Genomic DNA, 18,293 nt, shown 5'->3' with positions numbered 1-18,293 from the left:
CCGCCGGTTGCGTGAAATCGTATTTACGCAACGCGGACGCGTCGCGCCCGATAATACGAGCATGACCATGCACGCCGCCGCCCACCATTACCTCGACCAAGCCAACGATACCCAGGCCCCGGCATCGCCCCCCACTCCCGCTCGTGCGGACGGCGGCGCAGATCCATTCCTGGCGCTCGCCTGTGACTACACGCGCGCGCAGCTCGCCTTAATTGCGCGGGCTCGCGGGTTGGCGCCCGCGCTGCAACACTGCGCGCTCTCCGAGCTGGCCGCCAGCAGCGCCGATTACCTCGCGGCCCAGGCGCAGCTCGCGCAGCTCGCCGAGATCATAACGGTGCAATCGCGCCAACCAACCAGCCCCCTTGCCCGCCGGCTCGGCGAATTGGCGACTCGGCTCGCCCTCACGGCCCACGAACGCGTGCTGGTGGCGGCCATGTTCTCCGTCGACGCAGGCCTGGTGCTCAATCGCCATTTGGCGGCGACGCCCGTCGCCGATGGTCGCCTCGATGCCGCCGCCGTCGCGCTGCTGGCGTCGCGCGATCCCCGCAGCCCAGATCCGCATATGATGGCATCGCTGCGCAGTCACGCCGCGCTGGGCCGCAGCCATGTGGTGGTCTGCGACGGGCCTCAGGCCACGTCGTGGTCGCACCGGTGTTTGCGCCTTGCCGACGACATTGTCGATTGGCTCAGCACGGGCCGCGTGCCGCGCGCTGGGCTGGGTCTTAAAATTACGCCGCCGTTGCCTCGGCCAACCGCCCCGCCCGCCGATGGCTTGTCGCCTGCGCGCGATGCGGCGGCGCTCGCCGCCACCTGGCAGCCGGGCAAACTGGTTGTCGTGGACGATTGCGGCGACGCATTCACCGACGTGCTGCTGCATGCGGCCGCGCGTTGTCAGCGGACCATCATTGAATGTTGCGTGCACGTCGCCACCGACGTCTTGCTAGGCGAGATGTGGGCCGCCGCCAATCGCCTCGCCGCGACGACAGACGCCGTGCTCGTCGTGCGCCTTGACGACGACCACGCCGCCCATGACGCCAGCCTCCACCCAGGCAGCGCGGCAAGCCTCGCGCCGTTGCTCGCCGACCTTGCCCCCCACGCACCCATCGTGCTTGCCACGCGCAACCTGCCAACCTGGCTGGCTGGGCTGCCGCACGAGCGCTGCGACCTTAGCCAATCGGCGCCACGGTTTTGCGGGCTGGCGACACAGGTTCACCACGCGCCCTCGTGGCAGAGCGCGGTCTATGACGACGACTCGCGGCAATTGCTGCAAGATATTATCGACGCCTGTCGATTCCGCGGCGAGCTGCTTAAAGGGTGGGGCTTTGCCGTCAAGCTGCCATACGGTGGGGCCGTCACGGCCTTGCTCGCGGGTCCACCTGGCACCGGTAAGACCATGAGCGCGGCCCTCATCGCGCACGAACTCGGACGCCCGCTGTTTCGCGTCGACCTAGCGCGGGTCGTCAGCAAGTACATCGGCGAGACGGAAAAGCAGCTCGCGCGCCTGTTTGACGAGGCCGAGGCGAGCGGCGCCATTCTCTTATTTGACGAGGCCGACGCCCTGTTTGCCAAGCGCACGGATGTCAAATCGAGCAACGATCGCCATGCCAATCTCGAGGTGAACTTCTTGCTCCAGCGCCTCGAGACCTTTGGCGGCGTGGTGCTGCTCACCACCAACCATGAGCATTTAATCGATGCCGCCTTCAAGCGGCGGCTGCGCTATCGCGTCGCCTTGCCGGCCCCAGATCTCCGCGAGCGCACGTTGCTGTGGGAACGCCTCATGCCCGCGGAGGCGCCGCTCGCGTCGGATGTCGACCTTCCCGGCCTGGCTGCGCGATTTCCCTTAACCGGTGGCCATATGCTCAATGCCTTGGTGCGGGCCGCGTCGCGCGCGCTGGCCGCGGGTTCGGCAATCACGCAAGCCCAGCTCATCGAAAGCTGCCACTTGGAGCAAGCTGCGAGCGGCCGCGTGTAACGCCTTCGCCGCGGCCTAGTGCGCGATCTTGGTCGCCATGTTCTTGGGCTTAGCGGGCTCAAACTCCACCGGCGGCGCCACCGTGGGCGGCGGCTTGGCCGGATTGGTGCCGACGTTGACGTACTCAACCACCGGCTGGTACGTGATGTCCCATTTGTTAGACTTCACCACCTTGCCATCTTGATAGAACCGCCGATATCGCCGCAGCTTGTAGCCGTTCATCCCGGGCTGATCGAGCTTTTTGTCGCCGAGTGCGAGCATCGGATCGTCGCGCGTTTGCTTTTCATATGGCACCTGGTCGATGATGTCGCGTTCAAACACGATTTTTTCGTAGGGGCGCTGCTTGCCCAAAATTTCCACGAGCGCCTCGCCATTGGCGACGCGATAACGAATGACCACGGGAAACTCGTACGGGTTTTTCAGCTTTAGATCAATGTGGGGATACGTCACGGTGGCGTCCATGCCCATAGGGGCATATGCCAGCGGCCGCGAATGGGTCGTCGTGTTGACAATATCAAGGCCGGCAAAAAACGCCGCGCCAAACAACGTCGTCGATATCTGGCAGGTGCCGCCGGCGAGGCCATCGACCATTTCGCCCGCGGAGATGACGTGCGCGACGCGATAGCCGGTTTTCTCGGTGCGATCGCCGACGACTTCGTTAAATGATATTTGTTGCCCCGGCGCGATTACCAGCCCGTGCAGATGTGACGCCGCGAGCTTGAGATTGAAATTGCGATCGCGGTCGCTCACCGAAAAGTTGGTTTTGTACGAAGCCAGGACATGCGAGATATCGGAAATGCCCAACGTCGAGGTCGTTACCGACGGCGGCATCGCCTTGCCCGCCAGGGTCACGGCACCTTCCATACGCCGAGCCGCCAACGTCAGCGCGACCAGGGAACCTTCGACGTCGAGCACAAATCCGTTTTGCTCAGGCACGATGACGCGTCGCTCTAAATCGAGCATGGCATCGGTGGGTAAGGTGTCGACGTGCCCCTTGATCTCTAAGAGGGCCTGCCTCGCCTTAGCCGGGTCGACGTCGACACGCGCGCCGTCGCTGGTCGTCACCCCCAAATCGCCCCACGCGCGCTCGAACGACTTCTCACCGAGCGACAGCACCGCTGGCCGTGCCGTCCACGCCTCGTCGTCGCGCGGCGCCGCCTGCGAACCCGTTGCCGAGCTCGCCGCCACCTCGGTCGCCGACCGGCGGTGCGCCACGCGTGGGCCAACGACCGCCGCCACCAAGAGTGCGGTACCGGCGAACGCACACACGCCGCTCACGAGGAAAAGCCGACGGGCCTTGCGTTCGGACGGGTTTGGGTGCTTTGAAGTAACCACGGCTAAGCCTAGCAGGATTTTACCAACTCACCCGCAAGAACGCACGCGCGCCGCGATCTATTCCCGCTCATCTCGAGGCCCGCGTTAGCCCCGCGCTTGTAAGCGAATGTCTGGCAATGTCCACGATGCCTGATGTATGCATCATGCCCACGCCATGACAATTCAATCTTTCCACGATCAGGTGACCGGCAAATTGACGCCGGCATTTAGGGATACGTAGACTAGAGCCGTGGGAATGCCGGTTATATGAGTTCACCGCCCACGGCGGCCAAGCGGCCGCAAGCAACACCGGCTACCGATCGCAGCGCGCGCGGCGGGCCGGGCACAAAGAGTTCCGCGGTCGCGCCGCGTGCAACGACGGGCGTGTTGCACGGCGTTGGGTACGCCCTGCACTACCAGCATGGCCGCGCGCTGCGGCTCGACGACGCGTTGACCTCGTCGTCGACGTCGCTCGAGCTATTGTCCGTGGGCGTTGCGCGCCTCGGCGCGCTGGGCGAGCGGCGTGACATAGCGCTTTGCCATGCCAGCGCCGACCTTGACTTTCATGGCGACCTCGACCTCGCCTCTACGTTGCCTGGCGGCTCGCCGCTGCAAGATGTCGTCGCGGCGCGCGGCCCCTTGCCGGCCGATGCCGTCGCCACCATCATCGCCCAATTATTTGAAAGCCTAAAATCGGCCGGAATCCATGGGGCCATCACGCCGGCCTCGCTCTGGCTGCTGCCAGGTTCGCAGCTGGTGTGGCTTGACCTCGCGTTGGCGCCCGCCATTTGCCACGCGGTGGGCAGTGGGCGCCTGGCCGCACCCTTCTGCGTAGCGCCCGAGGTCGCCAACGGTTCGCCCGCCAGCGAAGCGTCTGACGTGTTTGGCCTCGGTGCCTTATGCTATTTTTTGCTGACCGCCACGCCGCTGGTGCGCGGCGGGCCTCGCCCCAGCGATATCCGTCCTGAGCTCGGCGAGACCGTTGACCAGCTCATCGCGCGCGCCTGTGCGGGTGAGCCTTCCAAGCGGTTTGGCTCGCTGCGGGTCTTTGGCGAGCTGGTGCAGGAGGCGCTGGGACAAGCGGCTCAGGCGCCGAGCACCAGCGGCGAGCGCGCCCCACCGGCTCGCAATAAGCGCGCCGCACCGAGTGACGACAGCGAGCGATGGCTCGTCACGAAGGAACGCCTCGACTACGGACCCTACACGCTCGCCGACATCGCCGCGCAGATCGATCGCGGCGACATCGCGGCAACGCATGAAATCACCGACCAGTTCGACGGCCGCAAGTGCGCCGTTGGCGAACATCCGCTGCTCGCCGCGCGCGCCACCGCCGCCGCCCAACGGCTGGCCGTGCAGCGCGCTGCGCAGGCGGCCGCGGCCGCTACCTCGCGCAAGACACGCAACCAACGCGTGCTTGGCCTGGGCGCGCTGGCGGGCGCGGCCATCGTCGCGGTGTTGGTCTATGCGTCCATACCGGAAAAAAAGGCTTTGCCGCCGTTGCCGCCTCCAAGCGTCGCGGAGATTACGCCGATGGCGCCAACGACCGAGGTAGCGACCAATACGGGCCCCGCGAAAGCTGGCGACCCCGCCCAGGCAAATAACCCTGGCACCGCAGCCGCCGCCGCGGCGAAAAATGTCAAGCGCGGGCCTAGCGGCAAGCGCACCGGTTCGGCGGGGGGCGTGCCCGGCACCTCTGATGTCGCCACGCTCGACATGTCGGGCGACGGCGAAGATGACGACTCCATGGGCAGCCAAAAACTCAGTCAGTCGCAAATCTACGACGTCTATTCGCGTTACGCGCGGCCGCTTGGCAGCTGCGTGCGCGCCAGCGGCGTGCGCCACGCCAACATTGCCTTTTCGATCGATGGCCCAACTGGCGTGCCGGGGAGTGTGCGCGTCAACGATCAGGCCGGAGGCGGGCTGACCTCGTGCATTGCGGGCGTCGTGCGGCAAATGCGCTTCCCCGCCATCAACGGGCGCCGAACGAATGTGTCGTTTCCGATCAGCTACTGAGTGCGTGCGACGGCAGCTGTACTAGTTCGCGGCTGACCCGCCATAGCCAATCGCGCAGCTCATCATCTTGCGCCGCGTGGCTTGGCGGCGTCAAAACGCCTTGCGCAACGTAGCCGCCGCTTGGCAAGGCCGCGACGTCGGCGCCATCCGCTGTCGCAAGCCATACGCTGGTCGTCGCGCCGCTCTCGACCTCCGCACCACGCGCGGCAAAGCCGGCCTTGAGCAGCTTGGTGCTGATCACGCCCGGTGCAGCGAATACGCGAGGAGCCGCGGCGGCTCATAGGCCGCAGCCAGCGCGCGCGCATGCAGCACGTTGGCGAGCTTGCTTTGTGCATAGGCGGCGTAACCGGTGAAGCTGCTTGCCAAGGTCAAGTCGCCGCGATGGAGCTCGCCCCTGGTATGCGCGATCGAGGCGACGTTGATGACGCGCCCTGGCGCCGCGGCGAGCAGCGCGGGCATGAGCAATTCGGTGAGCAAGACCGCCGCGAGATGATTCACTTGGAATGATAGCTCGTTGCCATCACCGGTGACCTCGCGCTCGCTGGCGAAAATACCCGCATTGTTGATGAGCACATGCAGCGGTGCGCCCGCCAACAACCCAAGTACGTCCGCGGCACCGGTCCTCACCGACGCCAGGCGCCCGAGATCAAAACTCACGGCCAGTGGCGCTGCCCCCGGCACCGCCGAGCGCACCTCTGCCACCGCGGCTTGCACGCGCGGCTGATTGCGCCCGTGGACGATGACGCGATGCCCAAGCCTGGCGAGCGCGATGGCCGTCGCCTTGCCAATGCCGTCGGTCGAACCCGTGACGAGAATCGTTTTCATCGCAGGCAGCCTAGCATGCCAGGCGGTGGCCGCCGAACCGGTTGCGAAAGGCGCCAAATCCGGGTACCAGTGGGCCCATGGCGTTATCCGTTGGCATCGTCGGGCTTCCAAACGTAGGCAAGAGCACCGTGTTTAATGCGCTCACCTCGGGCAAGGCCGAGGCGGCTAACTACCCATTTTGCACCATTGACCCCAATGTCGGCATCGTGCCGGTGCCGGACGCCCGGATGGACCGCATTCAGAAGTACGTTAAGACGCAAAAAGTCATCCCCGCCGCGGTCGAAATTGTCGATATCGCTGGCCTGGTCAAGGGCGCGTCGCAGGGCGAAGGTCTGGGCAATAAATTCCTCGCTAACATCCGCGAGACCAGCGCCATCTTGATGATGGTGCGCTGCTTCAAAGACGGCGACGTCGTGCATGTCGCGGGCTCGGTCGATCCGATGCGCGATATTGAAATTATCGAGCTCGAGCTGGTGCTCGCCGACGCGGAGTCGCTCGAAAAGCGGACCAAGAAGGCCTCGGGCCTGGCCAAGACCGGCAACAAAGAAGCCAAGATCGAGTTTGCGCTGTGCGAAAAAATTGGCGCGCATCTGCAGAGCGGCAAGTCGGTGCGCAACTTAGACATGACCGACGACGAGCGCGCCATGGCCAGCACCTTTGGTCTGCTCACCACCAAGCCGGTGCTCTATGTCTGCAACGTCGGCGAGGAAGACCTGCCGGGTGGCAATGCATGGAGCGAGGCCGTGGCCGCGCGCGCCCGCACAGAGGGCGCCGGCATGGTGATTTTGTGCGGCAAGATCGAGGCCGAGCTCGCCGACTGCAGCCCCGAAGAGCGCAGCGAGCTGCTTGGCTCTTATGGCCTCAAAGAACCCGCGTTGGCCACGCTGGCGCGTGAATGTTATCGCCTGCTCGGCTTGCAGTCGTATTTTACCGCCGGCGAAAAAGAAGTGCGCGCATGGACAATTCGCAAGGGCGCGCTAGCCCCCGAAGCCGCGGGCGTCATTCACACCGACTTCGAAAAAGGCTTTATCCGCGCCCAGGTCTACTCGCTCGAAGATCTCGAGACCCACCACAGCGAGGCCGCGCTCAAGGCCGCCGGCCGGCTGCGCATGGAAGGCAAGACCTACGAAGTGCAGGACGGCGACATCATGCACTTCCTGTTTAATGTGTAGGACCTGAGGTCAAGCCTTGTCGCTAGGCGACTCGGTGACGTGGTCGCCGGCGTGGGGGAGCACGGGCTCCACCATCACCGCCTCCATGGCGGGGGTCACCGTCACGTGGGCATCGGCCTCATCGCCGTAGAAATCGCTGTGTTCGTATTTGCGGTAGTAGATCGAGATGAGCACGCGCACGGTGGCGGCCAGCGGCACCGCGAGCAAGATGCCGACAAAGCCAAACAGGTTGCCGCCAACGATGACCGCGAGCAGCGCGGCTGATTCCGAGATGCCGACGCTGTGTCCGACAATTTTTGGCGTGAGGTAGAATGACTCGACCAGCTGGCCGACGCCAATCACGATCGCGACGCCCGCCAGCAGGTCAATGCTACCGCCCTGCGCCAGCGCCACCAGCACCGCGACGACGCCGCCAAAAATCGGGCCGATGTAGGGGATGACGGTCAGCACGCCGGCGAGCGCGCCGACCGGCAACGCAAAATCAAGCCCCGCGAGGGAGTAGCCCACCGAGTAAAGCACCGCGAGAATCAGCACCACCGTCGACTGGCCGCGCGCCCAGCCGGCGATGATGGCGTTGACCTCGCGCCCAAGCTCGATGGCACGCTGCCGCCGCCGCGGCGGAATCGCGTGTAAGATGCGCTGCTGGATATTGGGCCAGTCGACCAAGAAATAATAGGCAAACACCGGCACCACCAGCAGCAGGCCCAAGAAGCCAAGGATCGAGAAGATGCCACCGAGCGCCGCCGTCGCCGCCTCGCGCGCCATGCTCTTGGCGTCGCCCGCCTGTCCCATGATGGCGCCGAGGTTGGCGATGTCGGTCCAATCCGTCGGCAGCTGGGTGTGAAATTGACTATTGATCCACAGCGAGCCGCGGCTCAGCAAATCGGGCAGCTTTTCGACGAATTCGATGAGGTCGTTGGCTAGCATCGGCACCGCGATCGCGATCGCGACCGGCACGATGGCCGAGATAATGCCAATAATGATGAAGCTGGCGACCGAGCGCGAGAGACCTCGCCTTACCAGCGCGTCGCATAGCGGTGACATGAGGTAGGCCAGGCCGAGGGCGGCGAGCACGGGCGCCAGGATGTCGGCGAGGAATGCGACGACGTAATAGCTCACGACCACCAGGGCGCAGATTGCCAACCACCGCCACGGGCCAACGACTGAGATGGGCGTCGCGGGGACCTTGGGCTGTTCCATGCGGCAGTTTTGGCACAGTTTAAGGACGCGGCGGCTCGCGCACGACCGGAAAAAGCGTGGCCTCGATGCGCGGTGGGGGTGCCGCTGCCTCGACGACGTCGACGACCACGAGATATGGGTAATAGCCCTCGCGCGTGATTTCGACCTCATGCACCCCCACGGGTACGCGCAGGCCGCCAACCGCCTCGGCCACCGTCGCCACGTAGCGACCATCGACCCAGATCTCGGCATCGGGCGGCGAGGCAATTACCTCAATCACGACTTTGGCGGCCGGTCGCGACGTGGCCGCCGGTCTCGTACACGCACCTGCGACCGCCAAGGCCAAGACCATCGCTTGGGGCGAAGCGTATCGCACTATTTGACCTCGGCGACGCGGCGCGGGCCGCTGCGCAACGACGCCACGGTCGCGGCGGGAAGCGTGAGCGTCACCACCGCCGAGCCGTCGGGGTTGCCGACGACCTCTGCCGGTGCGCGCTCACAAATCCACGCCAGGCGAGCCAATGCAGCTGGCGCCATCGCAACCTTTGGCGAAACGAGCGCGGTGGCCGCCGCGACCAAGTCTGTAACGGCAGCCGCGTGCGCGGTGCGCAGCGCAACATCGAGCGAGCTGCGCGCATCGGGTGCCAGGCGCAGCGCGGGCGCGCGCCCGGTGGCGCGAAGCTCGCCGTCGGCGAGCGCCACAGCTGCGACGCTCATCAAGATGGCGCCGACTAAAGCAAGCGAGCCGCGCCGCGTGGCTACTCCCATTCGATAGTTCCCGGCGGCTTGGAGGTTATATCGTAGAGCACGCGGTTGATGCCTCGGACTTCGTTGATGACTCGACTGGAGATGGCGCCGAGCACCTCATAGGGCAACGGCACCCAATCGGCGGTCATGCCGTCTTGCGAGGTCACGGCGCGCAGCGACAACACCTCTTCATACGTGCGCGCATCGCCCATAACGCCCACTGACTTGACCGGCAACAACACGCCAAAGGATTGCCAGATCTTGTCGTAGAGGCCGGCCTTGCGGATCTCTTGCTCGATGATGGCGTCGGCCCGTCGCAGCACCTCAAGGCGCGGCGCCGTGATCGCGCCGATGCAACGCACCGCGAGCCCCGGTCCCGGAAACGGCTGCCGCCACACCATTTCGTGCGGCACGCCAAGGGTTTCGCCGAGCGCACGCACCTCATCTTTGAAGAGCTCGCGCAACGGTTCAACGAGCGCCAGCTTCATGCGCTCGGGCAAACCACCGACGTTGTGATGCGACTTGATCACCACGCTTGGGCCCTTGAACGACACCGATTCGATCACATCGGGATAAAGCGTGCCCTGGCCCAAAAATGCCGCGCCTTCAATTTTGCGCGCCTGCTGCTCGAACACCTCAATGAAGACGCGACCAATCGCCTTGCGCTTAAGCTCGGGGTCGGTGAGGCCGGCCAGCGCCTCGAGAAAGGCAGCCGTCGCATCGATGACGCGCAGATCGACCGGAAAGTGCTTGCGATAGGTCGCCTCGACCGTGTGGCGCTCGTCTTGCCGCAAGAGGCCATTGTCGACAAAGATGCACACCAGGCGATCGCCAATGGCGCGATGAAGCAAGGCCGCGGCGATCGAAGAATCGACGCCGCCCGAGAGGCCCATGATGACCTTGCCGCGGTCGCCGACCTGCTGCCTGATGTTCGCGATCGCCGCATCCACGAACGAGGCCATCGACCACGTGGCCGCCGCCTTGCAGATGCTGAGCACGAACGCGCTAACAATCTCTTTGCCGCGTTCGGTGTGCACCACTTCGGGGTGAAATTGCAGGCAATAGATGCCCCGCGCGTCGTTATGAAACGCCGCCCACGGACAGTTGGCCGAGCTCGCGGTGCGCACAAAGCCCTCGGGGACGCGCTCGACGTGGTCACCATGCGACATCCACACCGACGTCGTCGAGCCCGCCGGCAGCGCCGCCAGGACGCCCTCGCCCCGCTCGACCGCGATTTCGGCGCGGCCGTATTCGCGGTGCGTCGCGGCGGTCACATGGCCACCGAGTAGCTTGGCGGTGAGTTGCGCGCCGTAGCAAATCCCGAGCACCGGGCAGCCAAGCTCATAGATCGCAGGATCAATCGATGGCGCGCCTTCATCGTATACCGACGAAGGTCCGCCCGAGAGCACGAGCCCCTTGGGTGCCCGTGCGGCAATCGTCGCTAGCGGCGTGGTACACGGCAGAATCTCGGAATACACCCCAAGCTCGCGAATGCGCCGCGCGATGAGCTGGGTGATTGCGAGCCAAAATCGATGACTAAGATGGTGTCGTGATGCATGGCGGCGCCTGGCTACTCCACTCGGTAATTGGGGGCTTCTTTGGTGATGATGACGTCGTGAACGTGGCTTTCGCGCAGGCCCTGGGACGAGATGCGGACGAATTGCGCCTTGGTGCGCAGGTCATCGATGGTGGCGCAGCCGACGTACCCCATGGCCGAGCGCAGGCCGCCGACGAGCTGATAGATCGATTCTTGCAGCGGGCCTTTGTACGGCACGCGCCCTTCGATGCCCTCGGGTACTAGTTTTTGCGCCGAGCTGACGTCTTCTTGAAAGTAGCGGTCTTTGGAGCCCTCGCCCATCGCGCCAATAGAGCCCATGCCGCGATAGGTCTTGTAGCTGCGGCCCTGATAGAGAATAATCTCGCCGGGCGCTTCGTCGGTGCCAGCGAACAGCCCGCCGATCATCACCGTGCTCGCGCCCGCGGCGAGCGCCTTGGCGACGTCTCCGGAATACTTGATACCGCCATCGGCAATCACCGGCACGCCATGCGCGCTCGCCACATCCACCGCGTCGGCAATCGCCGTGAGCTGCGGCACGCCAACGCCCGCGACGATGCGCGTGGTGCAAATAGAACCCGGGCCGACGCCAACCTTGACGGCATGGGCGCCGGCGGAGATGAGCGCCTGGGTCGCCTCGCCCGTGGCAACGTTGCCGGCCACGAGTTGCAGCTTTGGAAACGCCTTGCGCGTGGCCTCGACGGCCGCGAGCACGCCCGCCGAATGGCCATGCGCCGTGTCGATGCAGATGACGTCGACGCCGGCGGCGACCAGGGCCGCAATGCGTTCCGGCCGATCGCCGCCCACGCCAACCGCGGCGCCAACGCGCAGGCGACCGACCTCGTCTTTGGCGGCGAGTGGATGGCTTTGCGCGTTGTTGAGATCGCGCACCGTGATCAGGCCCTTAAGGCGCCCCGCGGCATCGACCACCAGCAGCTTCTCAATGCGATGCTTGTGCAGCAACTCCTTGGCATCGTCGATCGCGACGCCGTCGGCGACGGTAATCGGCGGCTTGGTCATGACGTCGCCGACGCGTTGGTCCATGCGGCGCTCAAAGCGCACGTCGCGGTTGGTCAAGATGCCGACCGGCATGCGGTTCGCATCGATCACCGGCAAGCCAGAAATGTTGTGATGCCGCATCACGGCCAGCGCGCGCCCGAGCTCTTCGTCGGGGCCAATGGTCACTGGGTCGACGACAATGCCGGACTCGGCCTTCTTGACGCGCAAGACCTCGCGCGCCTGCGCTTCGATGGAGAGGTTTTTGTGGACAAAGCCAAGCCCGCCCTCGCGCGCCATGCGAATCGCGGTCGCGGCCAGCGTGACCGTGTCCATCGCCGAACTGACGAGCGGAATCTGTAGGCGAATCGTGGCTGTTAATTGGGTATGGGTGCTGACGTCCTTGGGCAAGACGTCGCTGCGTTGCGGCACGAGCAGCACGTCGTCAAACGTGATGGCCTGGCGCAGGTGATCGGCTTCTAAGCGGCGGCGAAAACTGGGAGCGGAGGTCATCGTGGCGGCGTCCTTTGGCTGGCCCGACCATACGCCCAGCGGGCCCATGGAGCAATGCGACGCTCGCCCGGGCTGGCGGAATTGGCGCCGCGCCCTTTCGCCCCGCCCAGCGACGGCGATACGCTGGCCGGGCCGACATGAACGACTTTCTCGAGGGCATCTTGTCATATGCAGAGGCGCTGAAGCTGGTTTCGCGCTTGCGGCTGTGGTGGTACCTGATCGTGCCGGCGGTGGCCAGCGCCGCCCTTGGCATCGGCATCTTCGCCGGCGCCTTGGCGCTTGCCGACGATGCGGCTCGCACGATGCTCGCGTGGGCGCCGTGGGCCCGCGACGTGCCGCTGATAGGCGTGGTCGCGCAAATGCTCGGGCTTTTGCTCATGCTGGGGCTAGGCCTGATTTTCTTCAAGCAAATGGTCATGGCGATCTGCGCCCCGGTGATGTCGCCACTGGCCCAACGCGTGCAGCGCCACCTCGCCGGCACCACCGACGACACCTCATTCTCACTAGCGCGCGCGGCGAAAGAGCTTGCGCGCGGGCTCGCCATGGCGACGCGCAATATCGTGATGGAGGCGTTTTTCTTTCTGCCGATCTTCATGCTCGGGGTAATACCCGTGCTCGGCCTCGCGGCCCCGCTGCTGGCGTTTTCCGTGCAGGCCTATTTTGCTGGGTTTGGCAATTTTGACTTCGCGCTCGAGGCCAACCATTCAATCTCGCAAAGCGTCGCCTTTGTGCGGCGCAACCGCTGGCTGGTGGTCGGCAACGGCGCCGCCTATGTGCTGCTCCTGCTCACGGGAATTGGCTTTCTGGTGGCCTTGCCGCTTGGCACCATCGCCGCGGCCATCGCCACCCATCGCCGCCTGTGATACACCCGTGGCAAAGGTTTCGTGACCGTGTCGCCCCACCCCCCCCACTACGAGCGCAGCAACCTCTTGTTGCCAGGCCTCACCAAGTGGCCGCTCGATCCCAATAAGCCCATCATCGAGCTGGCAAATGTCTCGGTGGCCTTCGGCGACAAGCGCGTGCTAAATGGGCTCAACCTGCGGATTCTGCCGGGCCTGACCACCGTCGTCGTCGGCCGCAGCGGCTCGGGCAAGTCGGTGCTGATGCGGCTCATGATGAGCCTGATGAATCCCGATAGCGGCAAGGTGACCATGTTTGGTCAAGACGTCGCCACGTTATCTCCGGTGGCGATGCTCGAGGTCCGCAAGCGCATCGGCGTGCTGTTTCAGAATTATGCCTTGTTCGATGCGCTAACGCTCGAAGGCAACGTCGAGTTTCCGCTTACCACCAATTCAAATCTACCGCCTGACGAGGTTCGCACGTTGGCGCACGAGCTCATCCGCATCGTCGGGTTGGCGGGCAGCGAGCGCCTCTTGCCGGCCGAGCTCTCGGGCGGCATGCGTAAGCGCGTCAGCTTGGCGCGCGCGCTCATCGCCAATCCTGAGATCGTCTTATTCGACGAGCCGACCACGGGCCTGGACCCCGTGATGATCGAAAAAGTCGACGAAATGATCCTAGATGCCAAGCAGCGCTTCAAGATCACCCAGGTCATCATCAGCCACGATATCGCCAGCACCAAGCGGCTCGCCGATCGCGTCGCGTTTTTGCATGAGGGCCAGATCATTTTCTATGGCACCCATGAGGAGTTTATTCACTGCGACCTCCACCCGGTGCGCGAGTTTCTCGATGGCGCCAGCACGACGCGCCTGGGCGCGCACGCCACCGGGGCCGGCGAATCCGCGGATGCCGCGCGCGATGCCGCCACCACCCCGCCCATCATCGAACTGATCGACGTCTATAAGACCTTTGGTACCAAGCAGGTGCTCAAGGGGGTTTCGCTCGCCATCCCGCCCAAGAAGATCACCGTACTCATCGGCGCCAGCGGCTCGGGCAAGTCCGTCATCATCAAGCACCTGATGGGGTTGTTTAAGCCGACGTCCGGCGAAATCCGCGTCTTTGGCAAGAACATCGTGCCGATGAGCGTCGACGAGCTGTATGAGGTGCGCAGCCGCTTTGGCCTTTTGTTTCAACACGCCGCCCTGCTCGATTGGCTGTCCGTTTACGGCAACGTGGCGTTTCCGCTCAAGGAACGCAACGTGGCGCCAGCGGAACTGCACGAGCGCGTAACCGAGGTGCTCGAGCGCCTGCAAATCGCCGACATCGCCAACTACATGCCGTCTGACATCTCGGAAGGGCAAAAAAAGCGCGTGGGCCTGGCGCGCGCCATCGTCATGAAGCCCGAAATCATGATCTACGACGAGCCGACGACCGGGCAAGATCCGCTGCGCACCCGCGCCATCGACGACATGATCGTCTCGACGCAGCAGCAATTCGATATCACCAGCATCGTCATCAGCCACGACATGTCGTCGACCTTTCGCATCGCGCACCGCATCGCGCTGCTGCACCAAGGCAAGATCGCCGCCTACGGCACCCCGGCCGAGGTGCTCGCGTCGCAAGATCGCAATGTGCAACACTTCATCCACGCCGGCATGGTTGAAGTCTAGCCGGGGTGCGACAGTCCGCGGCGCGCGACCACATGCTTCGTCTCAGAGCTACGGCTGTTCGCTCTGCTCACGACGCCTTGCGCTCAGGAGGGCACCGCTCGCCCACTGGCCGGAGCCAACGTGCCTTCGCGAAACGCTCTGATCCGAACATGTGTCGCACGCCGCTCCTGCGCTGTACTTCCAACACGCAAACACCTACCGGCAGGTGGCGCACGTTTCTTCCGCGAGCATAGATTGCAGGGCGGTGTGGCTAGCACCAAGGGTTGTGGATACCACAGCCGTCTCGCCGCGCCCCGGAGGGTCGCTATCTGCGAGCAGGAAGACACGTGCGCCCACCTGCCGGTTGCGTTGGTCTACGCGCCGCGATCGGCGAGGGCTTGGTCGAGGGCGTAGATCTTGTGCGCGGGCATGTGCGAATAGCGGCCGACCTTGGCGAGGAGCTGGGCTAAGGCATCCATGATGCGTTCTGGGGGCGCCCCCGCGGCCGTCGCGTCTTGGCACTGCCGCGCGATCGCGGTGCGCGCGGCGCGCGCGTGGAACAGCATCGTTGGCCCCAGCCACACCCGGCCGCCAAAGCCAACGAGGCGAACCTCGGCGAGGTCACCAGGTTGCACCCCTGCCAGGGCAATCGCCGTCGTGGCCTCAAACGTCGCGCCGCGCAGGACATCGACCACGCGCACGCTTGGCTGTAGGCGCGAAAATTCACACAGCGTGCGCTGCGAGGCCAGCCAGGCCGCCACGGCGCTGCGCAGATCCGACGGCGCGGCGTCGAGGCACGCCTGCCGCGCGTTAAGATCTTGAGCGTCGATGGCGCACCACTCGACATAGAGCTGACACCACGTCTCCCATAGCGTCTCTTCTTGAAACACCTTGCCGCGCGCCGACTCAAAGTTGGCGCGACGCGCAGGCTCGGAGGCGATCGGACTGGTGGTGGAGAGCAGCCATTCATGCGCCGCCGCGAGCTGCGCGGCCAGCACTTGTATGTCGTCACCGAGGTCCATGTGCTATTGCCGTTCGAGCACGAATTGATGAAACGACGCAAACAGCGCGTCGGCATCGTGCGGTCCCGGGCTGGCCTCGGGATGGTGCTGCACGCTAAATGCCAACTGATCCTTAGCGACCAGGCCTTCGACCGTGCCGTCGTAGAGGCTCTTGTGCGAGACGACGCAGCCCGGCGGCAAGGTGGTGGCATCAACGGCAAAGCCGTGATTCTGCGCGGTGATCTGCACGCGACCGCTCGCAAGATCAATTACCGGGTGGTTGCCGCCATGATGGCCAAACGGCAATTTGTACGTCTTGCCGCCAAGGGCCAAGGCCAAGATCTGGTGACCGAGGCAGATGCCCATGATCGGCGTCTTGGCCGCCATCAGCTCGCGCACGGCGTCGATGGCATAGGTAACCGCCGCCGGGTCGCCGGGCCCATTGGAAAGAAAAACGCCGTGTGGCTGGCGCCGCAATACCTCGCTGGCGGTGGTCGTCGCGGGCACGACCTCAACCACAAACCCAGCGCCGACGAGTTGCTGCAAGATGGAACGCTTGACGCCAAAATCGTGGCCACCACACGTAGCGGACGGGGCGCCGCAGATGGTGGTACGCGCATCTGGTCGGGCGCAGTCCATGACGCTTCGGTAAAGGCATAGGGCGCCGCACAGGTAACCTGCGGCACTAAGTCAAGGCCCGTCATCACCGGCGCGCGCCGCACGCGGGCCAACACCGCCTCGAAATCGCGGTCTGGGGTGATGGCGCCGCGCATCGCGCCCTCGTCGCGCAAGATGCGGGTCAGCCGACGGGTGTCGATTTCGGCCAGGCCAGGAATGCCATGGCTCGCGAGCAACTCGCTGAGGCTGCCCTCGGATCGCCAATTGGACACCGATGGCGAAATCTCGCGCACGATGAGGCCACGGCACGCCGGGGACGCCTCATCATCTTGGCGATTTTGCCCGACGTTGCCAATGTGGCTCGCCGTCATGACGACCATCTGGCCGCAATACGATGGGTCCGTGGCGATCTCTTGGTACCCCGTGATTGAGGTATTGAACACGACCTCGCCAATGGCCTCTACCGGCGCGCCAAACCCGACGCCGCTAAACGTCGCGCCATTTTCGAGGACTAAGGCTGCCGGTTTCATCGCGCGCTCAACATACTATGTCGATCGTAGTGAGCGATACCACCGACAATGGTCGCCGTTACGCGACCGGTCAATTGTTTGCCCCACAAGGGCGTGTTGCTCGCCCAGGAACCCACGGCCTGGCCATCGACAACCCAGCGTTCCGCGGGATCAAAGAGGCAGAGGTCCGCGGCTTGCCCAATTTTCAGGGTGCCGCACGAAAGCCCCAAGCTGCGCGCGGGCGCAGCGGTGACCGCATCGATGGCGCGCAGCAACGGTAAGCGCCCCGCCGCCACCAAGCCGAGCAACGCCGCCAAGCAGGTTTGCAGCCCAAGCGCCCCTGGCTCGGCATCTTCAAACTCGGGCTCCTTGGCCAACTGCCCCAGCGGCGTATGCGCTGTTGCGACGCAGTCGATCTCGCCGCTCGCGACGCCCGCGATAAGCGCGTCGACATCATCGCGCCGGCGCAGCGGCGGGTCTAGGCGGAAATTGGTGTCGTACGGCGCCGTTAGCAGCGCCGTCTCATCAAGCAGCAAGTGGTGCATGGGCGCCGCCGCCGTGATGCGCAGGCCACGCGCCTTGGCGGCGCGCACCAGCTCGACCGCCCGCGCCGTCGTGATGCCAAAACATAGCAACGGCGTCTGCGCCAACGCGGCAATTTCCAAATCGCGCGCCAGCGCGGCGTGTTCGCTAGCCGCCGGATCCGGGCGATAACCCATGCGCGTCGCAATCGCGCCCTCGGTCGCAACGCCGCCCTCGCGTAAGGAGACATCGAGCGGCGAGGCGATGGCTGTTACCCCAATGGTCTTCGCGTGCTCCAAGGCGCGTCGCATGATGGCGGCGTTGGCGATCGGCTGCTCGCGATGCCCCACGTTGCCAATCGCTACCGCGCCCGCACGCACCATGCCCGCAATGTCGGCAATCTCGACCTGGCCGTCGCCGCGCGTGCGCGTCGCGGCAGCGATGATCTTAATGGCAATCGGGACCTCACTCGCCCTCGACCGCAGCGCTTGCACCATCGACGGATGATCAATGCGCGGCGCGCCTGCCGACATCGATGGGCTGAGCATCAACGTTGCAAACCCGCCTGTCAGCGCGGCCTGTGCGGTTGCGGCAAGCCCATCTGAGCCATCACCGCCGGCTTCACCCGCATAGGTTCCGACATCGACGAGGCCGGGCAGCACCCACTGCCCCGAGACGTCGACCAACTTTCCAGCGCGCTGCGCGCCGATTCCGCTAATGCGCCCGTCCGCGTCGACCGACACATTCGTCACCTGATCCATGCCGCTCACCGGATCGAGCACGCGGCCGCCGATGAGAGTAAACGACATGCCCTCTAAGTAGCAGCGGCGCTAGGCGCGCGCAATACCGGGGTGGCGCAACCATTGCCCCA

At 64.9% G+C, this 18,293-nt stretch carries 14 protein-coding genes and 3 pseudogenes; 6 read left to right on the top strand and 11 right to left on the bottom strand.

Annotated elements, in window-relative coordinates; genetic code table 11:
• Window positions 1-61: 61 nt before the first annotated feature.
• Window positions 62-1,972 carry an ATP-binding protein gene (locus IPL79_03745; protein ID MBK9070105.1) on the top strand — a complete coding sequence of 637 codons (1,911 nt, stop codon included), beginning with the start codon at window positions 62-64 and terminating at the stop codon, window positions 1,970-1,972.
• A gap of 15 nt (window positions 1,973-1,987) precedes the next feature.
• On the opposite strand, the gene IPL79_03740 is transcribed toward IPL79_03745, so the two are convergent.
• Window positions 1,988-3,307: a VanW family protein gene (locus IPL79_03740; protein ID MBK9070104.1), complete on the bottom strand. Its 1,320-nt coding sequence runs from the start codon at window positions 3,305-3,307 to the stop codon at window positions 1,988-1,990.
• A gap of 246 nt (window positions 3,308-3,553) precedes the next feature.
• On the opposite strand from IPL79_03740, the gene IPL79_03735 reads away from it, so the two are divergent.
• Complete coding sequence (locus tag IPL79_03735; protein MBK9070103.1) at window positions 3,554-5,299, top strand: hypothetical protein; 1,746 nt, start codon at window positions 3,554-3,556, stop codon at window positions 5,297-5,299.
• Here the strand turns inward: IPL79_03735 and IPL79_03730 are convergent.
• Both IPL79_03730 and IPL79_03725 read right to left on the bottom strand, forming a co-directional pair.
• The gene (locus tag IPL79_03730) at window positions 5,289-5,540 is read right to left on the bottom strand and encodes a hypothetical protein (GenBank protein ID MBK9070102.1); all 252 of its coding nucleotides are present in this window, start codon (window positions 5,538-5,540) and stop codon (window positions 5,289-5,291) included. The genes IPL79_03735 and IPL79_03730 overlap by 11 nt on opposite strands.
• Window positions 5,537-6,124, bottom strand: a complete 588-nt coding sequence (locus IPL79_03725; GenBank protein MBK9070101.1) for an SDR family NAD(P)-dependent oxidoreductase — start codon at window positions 6,122-6,124, stop codon at window positions 5,537-5,539. The genes IPL79_03730 and IPL79_03725 overlap by 4 nt, the downstream gene beginning before the upstream one ends.
• 77 nt (window positions 6,125-6,201) lie before the next feature.
• On the opposite strand from IPL79_03725, the gene ychF reads away from it, so the two are divergent.
• Window positions 6,202-7,296, top strand: coding sequence for a redox-regulated ATPase YchF (gene ychF / locus IPL79_03720; protein MBK9070100.1), 1,095 nt, complete (start codon window positions 6,202-6,204; stop codon window positions 7,294-7,296).
• Between the two features lie 9 nt (window positions 7,297-7,305).
• On the opposite strand, the gene IPL79_03715 is transcribed toward ychF, so the two are convergent.
• The 5 genes and pseudogenes from IPL79_03715 to guaB all read right to left on the bottom strand — a co-directional run bounded on the left by IPL79_03715 (window position 7,306) and on the right by guaB (window position 12,286).
• Window positions 7,306-8,496: an AI-2E family transporter gene (locus tag IPL79_03715; GenBank protein ID MBK9070099.1), complete on the bottom strand. Its 1,191-nt coding sequence runs from the start codon at window positions 8,494-8,496 to the stop codon at window positions 7,306-7,308.
• Between the two features lie 19 nt (window positions 8,497-8,515).
• On the bottom strand, window positions 8,516-8,827 hold the full coding sequence (locus IPL79_03710; protein MBK9070098.1) for a PEGA domain-containing protein: 312 nt from the start codon (window positions 8,825-8,827) through the stop codon (window positions 8,516-8,518).
• A 23-nt stretch (window positions 8,828-8,850) separates the two neighbouring features.
• Window positions 8,851-9,192: a hypothetical protein gene (locus tag IPL79_03705; GenBank protein ID MBK9070097.1), complete on the bottom strand. Its 342-nt coding sequence runs from the start codon at window positions 9,190-9,192 to the stop codon at window positions 8,851-8,853.
• Between the two features lie 41 nt (window positions 9,193-9,233).
• Window positions 9,234-10,780: pseudogene (gene guaA / locus IPL79_03700) on the bottom strand (glutamine-hydrolyzing GMP synthase).
• 12 nt (window positions 10,781-10,792) lie between these two features.
• A complete protein-coding gene (guaB, locus tag IPL79_03695; GenBank protein ID MBK9070096.1) occupies window positions 10,793-12,286 on the bottom strand; it encodes an IMP dehydrogenase in 1,494 nt (497 codons plus the stop codon).
• A gap of 137 nt (window positions 12,287-12,423) precedes the next feature.
• Here guaB and IPL79_03690 point away from each other — a divergent pair, with 137 nt between their 5' ends.
• The 3 genes and pseudogenes from IPL79_03690 (at window position 12,424) to IPL79_03680 (ending at window position 14,793) form a co-directional block, all read left to right on the top strand.
• A complete protein-coding gene (locus IPL79_03690) occupies window positions 12,424-13,149 on the top strand; it encodes an EI24 domain-containing protein (protein MBK9070095.1) in 726 nt (241 codons plus the stop codon).
• 111 nt (window positions 13,150-13,260) lie between these two features.
• Window positions 13,261-13,977, top strand: a pseudogene (locus IPL79_03685) (ATP-binding cassette domain-containing protein).
• Window positions 13,978-14,061: 84 nt separating this feature from the next.
• The gene (locus IPL79_03680; protein MBK9070094.1) at window positions 14,062-14,793 is read left to right on the top strand and encodes an ATP-binding cassette domain-containing protein; all 732 of its coding nucleotides are present in this window, start codon (window positions 14,062-14,064) and stop codon (window positions 14,791-14,793) included.
• A gap of 353 nt (window positions 14,794-15,146) precedes the next feature.
• On the opposite strand, the gene IPL79_03675 is transcribed toward IPL79_03680, so the two are convergent.
• The 3 genes and pseudogenes from IPL79_03675 to IPL79_03665 all read right to left on the bottom strand — a co-directional run bounded on the left by IPL79_03675 (window position 15,147) and on the right by IPL79_03665 (window position 18,231).
• Window positions 15,147-15,794, bottom strand: coding sequence for a hypothetical protein (locus IPL79_03675; GenBank protein ID MBK9070093.1), 648 nt, complete (start codon window positions 15,792-15,794; stop codon window positions 15,147-15,149).
• Between the two features lie 3 nt (window positions 15,795-15,797).
• A pseudogene (carA, locus tag IPL79_03670) lies at window positions 15,798-16,921 on the bottom strand (glutamine-hydrolyzing carbamoyl-phosphate synthase small subunit).
• Complete coding sequence (locus IPL79_03665; protein MBK9070092.1) at window positions 16,918-18,231, bottom strand: amidohydrolase family protein; 1,314 nt, start codon at window positions 18,229-18,231, stop codon at window positions 16,918-16,920. The pseudogene carA and the gene IPL79_03665 overlap by 4 nt, the downstream one beginning before the upstream one ends.
• Window positions 18,232-18,293: the final 62 nt, after the last annotated feature.

It is taken from the genome of Myxococcales bacterium (genome assembly GCA_016716835.1).
GTDB lineage: Bacteria > Myxococcota_A > Polyangia > Haliangiales > Haliangiaceae > JADJUW01.
The sequence above is the reverse complement of the archived record's forward strand: the minus strand, read 5'-3'. Positions and strand labels throughout refer to the sequence as shown.